The sequence below is a fragment of the Rufibacter roseolus genome, assembly GCF_017916365.1.
In the GTDB taxonomy this organism is placed as follows: Bacteria; Bacteroidota; Bacteroidia; order Cytophagales; family Hymenobacteraceae; genus Nibribacter; species Nibribacter roseolus.
In genome coordinates, this window is the sequence record NZ_JAFMSU010000002.1 from 1,455,754 (window position 1) to 1,467,356 (window position 11,603).

Here is an 11,603-nt window from a genome sequence, read left to right on the forward strand (position 1 = left end):
CAATTAAAGCATGATGGCGTCTTCCTGCTTTTGCACCGCCTTGTAGCCCCTACCTTTCCATAGCCTTTTCTGCCGAATATAATCCCGGAGTATATACTGCTAAAAGTATTGCAAGCACCTGTTGATCCCATCAATCCCAGACTTCATTCATTTCTGTTAGGATGATCGGTTTGCCATCAGTTATTACAATGGTATGCTCATGTTGGGTCACAAAACCTCCCCTGTTGCCCACCAATGTCCAACCGTCTTTCATGGTGTTGGCGATGGTTGAATTGGTGGAAATAAAGGTTTCGATGGCCACTACAGAGTTCTTTCTAAATCTCTTTAAGTTCAACCTGTCATAATAATTGGCGATCTCACTGGGTTCTTCGTGCAATTGTCTCCCGATCCCATGACCAGTCAGGTTTTTGATTACCTTATACCCAGCTTTGTTTGCTTCATTCTCAATCAGCCGACCTATTTCTGCAATCCGTACGCCTCCCTTTATGTTTTCAATTGCCTTTCTCAAGATCTTCTTGGAAGCATCTACCAGGGGTTGATGGTGATGAATATCCTGCCCTAAAACGAAGGAGCCTCCATTGTCTGCCCAAAAACCATCTAATTCAGCAGAAACGTCAATATTGATCAAATCACCTTCCTGAAGCACCTTTTTATCTGAAGGGATGCCATGGGCGATTTCGTTGTTCAAACTGATACAGGTCCAGCCAGGAAACCCATAGGACAAGGCAGGGGCTGATTTGGCACCGTATTGCTTCAGTAACGCGCCTCCAAAATTGTCCAGGTCTTTTGTTGTCATACCCGGTTGAGCATAGTTCCGCATTTGCTTCAGGGTTAATGCTACAACCTCACTTATCCGCTGCATTCCAATAAGTTCAGATTCACTTGTGATTGACATAGGCTTCTTGTTTAGACTTCATTTACTATTAGACCTAACCGATGGTGGCAGGAATTGTTGCTTTTGGCAGGCGATATGCTGTCAAGCCGCTGCACTGGAAGCAAGTTAACACCTTTGACGAACCTTCAATCAGCCTTTCCCTCATATCGCAACTTAGCTAGTGAAAAGGTGGACTTAGTTCTAGGTGTCTTACAACTCAGGTGAACTTGTTGAATGAATCGGCGCTGCTTTTGGCAAAGTTTAAAAAAATAGCGCAAGAAATAAGCCGCAAACCGTTGGGCTTATTTCTTGCGCTAAACTGAAGAGAGAAATCCGTTTACTTCACTAAATTCTTGAACGCCGATCCAAAGATCAGATAAGCGGTATTGCCACCAATGGTTCCTTCGTTCTGGCCCCACAGGAAAGGCCAGTCGTCGTAGTTCTCAAAGTGGTCGGGTTTTCTGAACAGGATACCGGGGGCAACGTTGCCCGGGATAAAGGAGAAATCGGCCCGGTTGTTACCGTAGAAGACTGCTTTGGGGCGGGTAGCGCCCACGGTAGCCACTAGGGAATAATTATGGTACGGATGCGCTCCGAACAGATAGTTTGTGGCTTTGAAAGCATGCTGCCCCTCAATGATCTCAGGGAAGTATTTGCTCGCAAAGCAAACGGTAGTCCCGAAGCTCATCACGTCCCCGCTGCCTGCCCAGTTGGTAAGGCCAATTGGCACGCCGTAGGGATTGTTCTTTTCAAGGCCGGCAATGTATTCTTTGTACTTCACCACGTACGGACGGAGCTTTTCTTTGTAGGAGGCGTCCAGGTGCGGGATGGCATCCAGGGCCGTTAATAGGTTTCCGCTCACGTTACGCTCCAGGGATGGCCATAGAAGCTCCTGGAACCTATCCAAATACTGCTTTTCGTTGGTGGCAATGTACAGCTGAAGGTTGGTGGCCATGTTGGCGGCGTTACCTCTGCCACTAGTATCCTGCTTCTGGTTGGCCAGTAAGGCAGTGGCCTCTTTCAACAGCCTTTTCGACTGGGTCAATGCTCTCGCCGAAAGGTCATCGTTGTATCCTTTCAAAGCCCGACTGGCAGCGGCAAACATTGTGGCAGCCCTGAGGTCCAGTTCGGGTTCGCGGCTGGTGAAGGCCCACAGATCATCTTTCACGCCGCTGGAGCGACCGTCCTTGGCTACTTCATACGGACCGAGTTTGGGGTTGTAAGGAAGGCCATCTGTCAAGGAAGCGGCGTCACCCAGGTGGTGGTAGTTATCCAGCACCGAGTTAGAGAGCGTCTGGGCCATGTGGCCTATGATCTCTGCTTGGGCTACCAGGTTCAGAGTGCCGTGCTCAATAAACTGCAACACATCCGGGATTCCATCGGGGCGGTGAAGGTCTACGTAACGCTGCTTCTGGTCAATAAACGTCTGGTCGCGCTGGGGTTTGAAGCTTTCCCAGGTTTTGACAAAGTTCTGCACCACGCTGATGTTCGAGCCGGTCTCGATGTCAAAATCCCCAGCATCAAAGAAACCTCCTACGTTCAGGCCAGGTATCAGGTCCAGCGCTTTGTATTTGGTATCTGTGGTTGGGCCCTGGGCATGAAGGTCGAAGTGATCGGTGTTAGGAGGGGCCTGGCGGTAACCTTCCTTGAACGGCTCGCCGTGCCACACCCGGTACGCTTCGTTCACGAACATATGGTTCATGTGGATGGGGATCCAGATGTCGCTGGTAGCATCGGTGATCTTGCTGTACACCTGCTCCCCGATCAGGAAATTATTGGTCTTGGTGTCTCCGTACTGAATGTAGTAGATACCAGGCGTCTTCACGGATGAGAAATCGAACTTCACGTAGTGGTACTTAAAGTAGTCCCCCCAGGGTGCGATTTTGCCGGTGAATACCTTGGTGGCTTTGCCGTCATCGCCTACTTTAAAAATAGAGGCGCTCTTAGCGGGTTTATCTTTCTTGTCCAGTTCAATGATAGAAACTTTGGGTTGCGCAGGAAGGTAGCCTACTTGGGAGAACCCGATGTTGGGATCTCTTACCCAGCCTTTGATAGCGTTCGGCTCCACAGTCCAGGTCAACACCTTGCCGGTTTTCCCGGCCGGAAGCAAGCTGCGCACCACAAACCAGCCGTTCTGGGCCAGCATACGGCCATCGAACAGCATCAGGTCGGCATCTTGAGAGGTGATTTTTACCATCCGTTCTTGGGCATCGGGCGCAAACAGGAAGGTACGACCGGTTTCCAGCGGAAGCGGATCTATGAATTTGCCGGTTCCCCGGTCATCGGAAGTGACGTAGCCTTTGTATTGCTTCGGTTTCTGGCTGTTTGGCCGCGTAACGGTATTGCCTACCACATAGCGCGGGAAGAGATTAGGGCGACCATCCACCAAATAGTTCTTGGCCCAGTATTGCGAGGGCAGGAACTCCAGGTTAAACCCGGCGCTTCCTTCCAGTGCCTTGGGAACTGGTTTGTCCAGGTAAACGGCTATCTCTACGCCTTTGCCCTTGGCCGTCACTACTACCCGTGAATCAAAATTGTATTCTTTGTACCGTAACGTAGCCTCTACCGTTTTGGCGGCCCGGTCTACTTTCCGGTTGAGAATGTCAGGCACCAGGTCCCACTGCTCCGGCGTGTTGGAGAGCCGCACTGCACCGCCTTGCGCGGTTCTTACGCCATGGTGGATCAATTCTATCCCGGCGTTCTTCTCATCGTTGAAACCTCCGGTAAAAAGGTTGTTGTACACCAGCACATTGACGCCTTGCTGCTCAAAATACTCACGGTCATTGAGCTTCAGATCCTGGCCCGAAGCATACTGGTATGCCCCAAGTAGTAGCATGGCTGCTGGTAAAAGTATCCGTCTTTTCATATTCATTAAATCCGTCTCTTCATTTTTAAAAATATGTAATCCCTGCTAGTCAGCCCTCTTATACCAATTAATGATAAGCTTCTTCCTTATTTGTCTATCTTCCTGGACTGTCCCCTGAAAAGCCAGGGCGTAATGGCCGGTTACTCTAGCTAGGTAACTTGCACCAGGTCTGTCGGGTGACAGACCTGGGAAGTGGCCTTTGGGTTTTGAGCCTAAAAATCAAAAATGTAGTCTAAACCACCGGTTAGCTACTGGGGTGAATCCCTGTTACTTGGTCTTCTTACTGCGGCTGTACATCATTGGCTGACGTAGCGTACAAACCTATCAAAGTGCCCGTGAAACCTCCTGCCACATTGGTGGAGAGAATATCACCTGACACCGGGCCGCCCAGATTCACGAAGCTTTTCCCATCCGTTGAATAGCTGAACTGGTAGGCATCGCCCTCTGCCTTTACCCGCAGTTGTATTGGCTTATTGACATCAACTTTTTGGCTGGCTATGACTTTAGAGGCGCCTTTTTCGGTTCTTTCCAGAACCAGGTAAGCGTCTTTGCCTTTTCTGGTCAGGCCGAACACGTAGTTGAAGGCCTCGCTTTGCAGCAACGTAATACCCGCCAGATCCTTTTCTGAGGCAGGCTTGTAGTCTAAGGTGGTGGTATAAGTGAAACTGTTGTGCTGCTGACGGAGGAAGAGGGTAGAGGTGGGTTTTACCTCCTTGATGTTTGCCGGGAACGGGTTAATCTGCAAACCTTTCTTTGTCTGGGAAATAAAAGCCTCGCGTGGGCCTCTTAAACCAACCCAGCGGTAGTCCAGGTTCTTGGAAGTAAAGTTGTCAGTGAAGGTGAAGTTGCCATTGGGGATGAAGCTTTCTTTTCCGGTTTTGTTTTCCACGCCGGCAGGTGTTTTCAGCTTTGGCTCCATGGGTACAAGTCCATTGACAAAAACCGGGAACTGGCCCGACCAATCAACAGGCAGGATAAAGGTTTCGCGCCCAATGTTGACGCGGTTCTTCTCGTTCGGCCGGATACCCAGGAACACGCCATAGTGTTTCCCATCGGGGCCTTCTACCAGATCAGCGTGGCCGGCCCAATCTACTTTGTTTGGTCTGTTCTGGCTAAGGTGTCTTTGTGACAGGATGGGATTGTTGGGAGCAGGTGTAAAGGGGCCTTTGGGGCTATCGCTTATAAACACCACCTCGCTGTGGTTTCCGCCGGTACCGCCCTCGGCGCACATCAGGTAATACTTTCCGTTTCTTTTGTAGATGTGGGGAGCTTCAATCCAGATCGGTTTTTTGGCGAGGTCTACCCCACCGTTTACTATAATCTTGTCAGTTCCGGCAATGACCTGGTCTTTTTCAAGGTCATAGTCCCACACCTTGATCACCCGGTGCCCTTCATACAGTTCTGTCCCTTTATCCGGGGCATCATTGTGTACCACGTAGGCTTTCCCGTTGTCATCGAAGAAAAGAGAGGGATCTATCCCCTGGAAATTCAGCTTGAACGGGTCGCTCCAACCCTTGGCCGGGTCTTTTGATTTCACCACAATGTTCCCTGCGCCTCCGGCAAATGCCGTCACGATCATGTAGAACGTGTCATTGTTGGGGTTGTACTCTATGTCCGGGGCATAGACGCCGGCGCTGATTCCCGTATCATGCACGTCCAGCTGCGATACGCGGTCCAACGCGTGTCCGATCTGCGTCCAGTTCACCAGGTCCTTTGAATGGAACACCGGTACCCCAGGGAAAATAGCGAAAGTGGAAGCTACCAGGTAGTAATCGCTGCCCTTGCGCGTGATGGCTGGGTCTGGATAGGCGCCTTGTAGAATAGGGTTATAGAACTCTCCCGGTTTTAGGGGATTATCACTGTAAACTTTGTCTTGGCCTTCGTAGACAGAATTGGAAAACACCGGGGCGTTTTTAGCCTTCTTTTTTAGATTCTGGCTATTCCCAGGTAGGCCCATAAATGAAAATAAGGCCACCAAAACACAGAGCATAGCTACCAGTCTTTTTCCCTGAGGAGCAGACCCAAATTTGATTCTCTTCATCTTAGAATTTTATTACTGATTTTTTAGTCTAGACTCCTGTCACTTCTGATTCATAAGAAGTGACAGGAGAATGATGTTAGTGTTACTTTTTAAGTTTTCGTACCTGAAACCATCTTACATTCAGGAGGTCCCAGAATAAATTATTTCAACCCAAGAGCATCTGTTTTTCCGCATTTGCGGACTAAGCGGCATTTGCCTCTAAGCGGTTCGCCTCTTAGGTTAAATCACTCCCTTTACAGACTTTCTGATTACTTCTTAGCCTGGGGCTTAAGGAATTTGTTAACCTCCAGCCAGTAAATAAAGGCATCGAACCAACGGTTACTGGTTTTGTCTGGGTTGCCCAGACCGAAACCGTGGCCGCCGTTCTGGTAGAGGTGGAACTCCACGGGGATGCCCGCCTTGAACCAGGAATCCACTACCCCAAATTGACCGCGGAACAGGAAATCATCGGAGGCAATGGCGTTGAACATGGGCGGGGCGTTCTTAGGAACTTCCACCGGACCCATTCCGCCGTAGATCGGGCCGATGAAAGCCAGTTTCATGGTCTTGGAGTTAAGGGTAGAGTGCAGGGTGAGGCCGGCACCCGCCGAGAAGCCGATCATGCCTATTCGGTTTGTATCCACCCCCCACTCTTTGGAGCGCTTCAGGATCATGGCGTAAGCGGCCTCGGCATCTTCTAACTGGTTAGACAGGTCTAACTGCGGCATGCTGGGCGGAGTTGCAGTTGTACTGGCTGATGCGCTGGCGGAGGGAGCTGGGGCCGGGGCGTTGCGGGGCCGGTCCATCCAGGCCTTGAAATCCTCCAGCGTCTCCGGCGTGGGGTGCAAGCGGTATTTCAGCACGAAGGCAGCGATTCCTTTGTCCGCCAGGGCCTGGGCTACTTCCCAGCCCTCATTGCCCATGGAGAGCCACCGGTAACCGCCACCGGGCGCCACGATCACGGCCGTGCCATTCGCCTTTCCCGGAGCAGGCAGGAAGGGTGTGAGGGTTGCAGTGGAGATGTTCCGCGCCATAGGGTCTCCCCACTGCTTGAACCAGGTCTCAGGGGCTTTCTGCCCCTCCACCCCACCGGTACCCAGCGGAATGGCTTTTGGCTCAGCCGGGGCCTTGAGTGGATAGATGGTACCATCCTGCGCCATGGCAGGTGCAGCAGAGACTAATAAGAGGACCAGAACGGATCTTTTAGCCAGTTTTATAAAATTGTAAGTCATGGAGAAATGATTTTAAATGTTCGTTAAAAGATTGGGTATGATTACAAGAGCATAGGAGTTTCCTTTTCTGCCTTGTTTGCGTTTTGCTAGCCAGGTCTTGCCCTATTTTTCAATGACTATTGGGAGAATTTCCAGTAGTCGAAAAACAGGATATTGCTCGCTTCTTTTCCTTTGAAGACAAAATAGACATCATGGACGCCGGTTACTTTTTTAACATTTGTAGATACCAGGGCCCATCTGTCATTCCCTCCGGTAAGGGGTGCTTTCACACTTCCCAGTAATTCACCTTCCACGCTGCCCAACCTGATTTCCAGGGTCACTTCGCTGTTATGCGTGGTACCCAGGCGGGCGGTAAATTTAGTAGCCCCCGTTTTTCGGAAATCAACGTCTTTTACTTTGGTGTAGGCGCCGCTGCGCAGGGCCGTCACGAATACGCCCACTTTTTCATTCTGCATGGACTTAACCCCTTCAGACCACGCTATGGTTTCGGCTTCGTTTTTCACAAACGGGTTTAAAGGAGCCAGGCCTTTGGTAATTCCTTTGGTCATGTTCATAGGCTGCAGGGTACCGTCTTTTTTGAACGCCGCTTCTTCTACAGAAACAGAGCGGGTAAAGCCGCCGCCACCCGGCAAGGCTCCGTTGTGGTAGAAGAAGTAGGTTTTCCCTTTAAAGTCAATGAGGCCCGGGTGGTTGGTGAAACTGCCTCCCTGGGTAGGCATTAAAATGCCCTGGTATTTCCAGGGGCCGGTAGGGCTGGAACTGGTGGAATAGCCAATGTGCTCCGGAATGGGGCCAGCGGCAAAAAGCAAATAGTACAACCCTTTGCGTTTGTAGAGCCATGGGCCTTCTTCATAGGTGGTAGGCCTTTCAGGGTTGCCCTCGCGCTTGCCAAAGGCTTCTATGGTATTGGGTACCGGCACTACTTCTCCCTGGTAAGAGATCATGTCTTCGTTCAGTTTGACGTAGTAGCATTTGGGGTTGCCCCAATAAAGGTAGGCCTGGCCGTCATCATCTATAAAAACTGATGGGTCAATATCTCCGGCTCCGCTTTGGATGAAGGGCTTGCCCAGTGGATCTTTGAAGGGCCCGTATGGGCTGTTGGCCACCGCTACCCCAATGGCCCCTTTGTTATCATGGGTGGTTAAGGGAACGTACATGTAAAATTTACCACCGCGTTCTATACATTGCGGGGCCCACGCATTTATTTTCGCCCAGCTGAAATCAGAATAGGAAAGTATGGTGCCATGATCCGTCCAGTTCACCATGTCATCAGTGGTATAGAGCTTCCAGTCATTCATGGTGAACCAGGTAGAGCCGTCTTCATCATGACTGGTGTACAGGTATAGTTTGTTATTGTACACCATGGGGGCAGGGTCTGCGGTATAGGCAGTCTGGATGATGGGGTTCTGGGCCTGAATTCCTTGCAGGGCGCAACACATGAGAAGAAGAAACCAGGCAATTTTTACCTTTATCATGGGGTGTAGTACTCCTTTACTAGTGATTTGAAAATGTACCGTTGTTGAGGACCAGCGTATTTCTTCCCAGGTGTCTTTTGTTACTCAGGCCGGGCATTTTTATACCCCAACAAAGACAGCATTTTGGCTCCGTAGCGTCTCCCTAGTTTTCTGTATCCTTCGGCGGTGAAATGCAGTTGGTCATCAAGAGCCGTACAACCTTCAGAGGAAATGACATGCGCGTTAGGTATCACCTGGGGCAGTTGGGCAATGATGGCGTTCATGCTGGCGCATTTACCTCCCTCCTCCTTACTTACCATTTCCCCAGCCAGCAAGGGCACTTTTTTGGGGTTGAGGTTCAGATCTTTCAACAGGTTGTCATATACTCCTTTCACCTTGGAGGGCCAGGTGGTATCACCGGTGTTTGACTCTCCCTGGTGCATTAAAATACCCTTGATCACCCCGTCTTTCTGCGCCAGTTTCGCCATCTCCACCAGGCGACCGTAGGGGTTCTTGTCATAGGGTACCAGCGCCGCCGTCATCCAGTCTGGTGCTGTTGCCACATAAGATTGGTAAGTGCCTTTTTCAAACAGCTCAATTTTGCAGCCGCCCACCGCTACATTGATGACGCCTACTTTGACATTGGCTGGAAGGGTGGCTACCAGGGTTCGGCCGAAATAATCAGCGGGGGTAAGGCCGGTGTTGCACCGGGTTAAAGGTGGCGTAGCGGGGTACCATTCGCCTTTCTTCCTTCCCAGGTTAGGGCAGTCTACTGCTTCCATGACCATGAACCGCTTATTGGCGGTGGTGTCCTGCGGCTCAAACTTGGTATGCCCCTCCATGTTGGATTGCCCGAAGCACAGGAAGATGTAAAAATTAGGGTCCTGGGCGAATGCAGCCGTGTGCATCACAAACATCAAGGCCAAAAGGGAAAAACTCAATTTATATTTCATTCTAGCTCACGTTTAATTTTTAAAAATATAATTTGCTCCTGGTTAAGACACCTCAAAGTATTAAATGGCTGTTTTCTTTAAAACATGCCAAAAATGGCAGAATAGCCCTTCCCGGTACTTTAGAAAGAAATAAAGCTCTATCGCTACAGCACTATTCCATAGTTTAGCAAGGCTTTTTCTCCTCCAATCTTCTACCAATAGTTCTTTTGGCAAATTCTTCCCTTTAGCTAATAAGCGAATTCAGCCAGCCGTTGTGAGCATTTGCACCTCTATAGGTAGTTTACCAAAAGAATCAATCAGAACTGCGTCAAATCCTTGGTCACCATGTAAGGTGGCTACCCTCTTTGCAGGAGCACCTCTACCTGAAGTTAGCTGTTCAGATTACCAGCAATACTTGCAAAGAGGCATGCCAACGTTGGCATTAAGGTATTAAAAAAAAACCACTCCTAGAAATTAACTTTCTATTCCTGCTCAATTTATAAGTGTTCTTCTAATCGGTTGGCTGCAGGATTATTGAGTCAAAGGAAGGCAAGCTTCTTGCTTCGCTCTTTTTCAGACAGAAGAAGTGTCTAAAATGACGCATAACAGCCTTGGGCATGAGGCGTGCCAACCCGGCGGCCGAAGCATGACCTATGCACCATGATGGAGGTCAGTTGATTTTCTTATTTACTCTTTGAATTGACCTGGTTTCATAATAGAGGTAATTCTCAGTTGGATTCTTTTCAAGCTTCCTGATAAAATACTTTAGGAAGTATTCCTCTAGCTTGGCAGGTTTCAACATCTTCATCCTACCCAAATCATCTTGGTCCACACTGTTGAATAGTCCACCTGTGACAAAGGCCGTGGTCACGCTGTCAAGCTTTATAGCCGTTCTGTCTGGGCCGAGCCTATAGATTTCTGCTGCTGCCTTCACATCTGCTTTCAAGTCTGGGATGTCAAAGTGAAGGTAATACAGAGAGTCTCCGCTATTACCCAGAAATGAGACAGTGTTGGTGTTAGCAGGGCTAAGTCTATTGAACACTTCCTCTTCGCTAAGGGTGAGAATGAATAATTTGTCGGTATCTACCAGTATTTCTACTTCCTGCCTTTTTAGAGTGGTTGCGCAAAATGAGAATAAAGAAATAAGCGCGAGAGTAGCGGTAGTTAAAGGTTTCCTGTGGTTCTCATAACCACAGTTCCTATTCATGAAATAGCAGTAAGACAGGGGAAGTATAAATATTGCCAGCAAGTCTGTATAGTCGACAGTACGGTTAGCAGCCACCCCTAAACTGTTGCAAAACTCAATCAATGGCTGAGAGATGGGTGATTTCCAGATAAAGAATACTACTGCTGTCGCCAGGTATATTGCGTTCTTTGATTGAGGTCTAACTGCGGAGAAAAAGTAGGGGAATATGAACAGCCCTGCAAAGTCTGACAGCTTGCCCGTTAGCTCATTGTGGAACTCATACTTTAAGTAGAAGTCATTTACCAAAAGAATGACTAACCCCAAAAAGAACAACGGAGCTTTTATTTTCCCTATGTCAGACATTCATTGCATCCTTTCAATTACAACTACCACCAACGACATGGCTAAATAACAGGCGAGGCCGTCGGCCGTAGCTGCCGTTTACACCATGTTGTGTGTAGTATTTTTTATGTATGGTTATTGTAGGCCAAGTGAATTTTGTCTACCCATTCCTTACCCCACACGCATAATTCATAAGTCCAAACATATTCAGTCTTACCGTTTTCAGTCCATTTCTCTTCATTGCTGTCAACTGAGAGCCCGTTCTTGAAATCTTTCTGAAATATATAGAATGAACTACTGTCTAGTTCTATTATCTCTTCCAGTTTATCTATGGCAAAAGAGCTGTCTAATCGTAGGAAAAATGAGTTAAAGAATCTTGCCGTGGCAAAATAGGTATCAGGGTCGCTTAGGTCTGGCTTTAAGCAAGAGAAGATTTCTCTAAATTTCTCAACCTACGTGAACGGGAATGTAAATCTGAATGTCGGTGCCTGAGATTCTCTGTAATGTACCTTGTCCGTTGCTGCATTTGTTTCTTCAAGCGTCAACACGGCAGCTTCAGGAATTACTTCTCCAATAATATTAGATAAAGCCATAATAAAGTCACCAAGAAAGTGTCTGCGTTCTTGCTGCTGTCTTAAATATCCAATTCTTTCCTGACGGCTTGTTTCTTTCATATCAATTTTTCACACAACGGACT

Annotated in this window: 8 protein-coding genes; all 8 read right to left on the reverse strand. The window is 48.8% G+C overall.

The window, feature by feature from the left end; translation table 11 throughout:
* Nucleotides 1-130: 130 nt before the first annotated feature.
* The 8 genes from map to J3P35_RS14965 all read right to left on the reverse strand — a co-directional run bounded on the left by map (nt 131) and on the right by J3P35_RS14965 (nt 11,580).
* Nucleotides 131-895 (reverse strand): type I methionyl aminopeptidase, encoded by a 765-nt coding sequence (gene map / locus J3P35_RS14930; protein ID WP_210465368.1) that lies wholly within the window; start codon nt 893-895, stop codon nt 131-133.
* 316 nt (nt 896-1,211) lie between these two features.
* Nucleotides 1,212-3,740: a cellulase N-terminal Ig-like domain-containing protein gene (locus J3P35_RS14935; protein WP_210465369.1), complete on the reverse strand. Its 2,529-nt coding sequence runs from the start codon at nt 3,738-3,740 to the stop codon at nt 1,212-1,214.
* A 280-nt stretch (nt 3,741-4,020) separates the two neighbouring features.
* Nucleotides 4,021-5,697: a glycoside hydrolase family 43 protein gene (locus J3P35_RS14940; protein ID WP_246850317.1), complete on the reverse strand. Its 1,677-nt coding sequence runs from the start codon at nt 5,695-5,697 to the stop codon at nt 4,021-4,023.
* Between the two features lie 332 nt (nt 5,698-6,029).
* Entirely contained in the window at nt 6,030-6,992 is a 963-nt protein-coding gene (locus tag J3P35_RS14945) for an alpha/beta hydrolase (RefSeq protein WP_210465370.1), read from the reverse strand.
* 116 nt (nt 6,993-7,108) lie between these two features.
* A complete protein-coding gene (locus J3P35_RS14950) occupies nt 7,109-8,467 on the reverse strand; it encodes a glycoside hydrolase family 43 protein (RefSeq protein ID WP_210465371.1) in 1,359 nt (452 codons plus the stop codon).
* Between the two features lie 80 nt (nt 8,468-8,547).
* Complete coding sequence (locus J3P35_RS14955) at nt 8,548-9,399, reverse strand: sialate O-acetylesterase (RefSeq protein WP_210465372.1); 852 nt, start codon at nt 9,397-9,399, stop codon at nt 8,548-8,550.
* Between the two features lie 649 nt (nt 9,400-10,048).
* Nucleotides 10,049-10,927, reverse strand: a complete 879-nt coding sequence (locus J3P35_RS14960) for a hypothetical protein (RefSeq protein WP_210465373.1) — start codon at nt 10,925-10,927, stop codon at nt 10,049-10,051.
* 431 nt (nt 10,928-11,358) lie between these two features.
* Entirely contained in the window at nt 11,359-11,580 is a 222-nt protein-coding gene (locus tag J3P35_RS14965) for a hypothetical protein (protein ID WP_210465374.1), read from the reverse strand.
* Between the last annotated feature and the right edge of the window lie 23 nt (nt 11,581-11,603).

Excerpts from the sequence above, each read along its gene's own strand:
- map (WP_210465368.1), bottom strand. The coding sequence starts at position 895 with ATGTCAATCACAAGTGAATCTGAACTTATTGGAATGCAGCGGATAAGT.
- J3P35_RS14935 (WP_210465369.1), bottom strand. The coding sequence starts at position 3,740 with ATGAAAAGACGGATACTTTTACCAGCAGCCATGCTACTACTTGGGGCA.
- J3P35_RS14940 (WP_246850317.1), bottom strand. The coding sequence starts at position 5,697 with ATGGGCCTACCTGGGAATAGCCAGAATCTAAAAAAGAAGGCTAAAAAC.
- J3P35_RS14945 (WP_210465370.1), bottom strand. The coding sequence starts at position 6,992 with ATGACTTACAATTTTATAAAACTGGCTAAAAGATCCGTTCTGGTCCTC.
- J3P35_RS14950 (WP_210465371.1), bottom strand. The coding sequence starts at position 8,467 with ATGATAAAGGTAAAAATTGCCTGGTTTCTTCTTCTCATGTGTTGCGCC.
- J3P35_RS14955 (WP_210465372.1), bottom strand. The coding sequence starts at position 9,399 with ATGAAATATAAATTGAGTTTTTCCCTTTTGGCCTTGATGTTTGTGATG.
- J3P35_RS14960 (WP_210465373.1), bottom strand. The coding sequence starts at position 10,927 with ATGTCTGACATAGGGAAAATAAAAGCTCCGTTGTTCTTTTTGGGGTTA.
- J3P35_RS14965 (WP_210465374.1), bottom strand. The coding sequence starts at position 11,580 with ATGAAAGAAACAAGCCGTCAGGAAAGAATTGGATATTTAAGACAGCAG.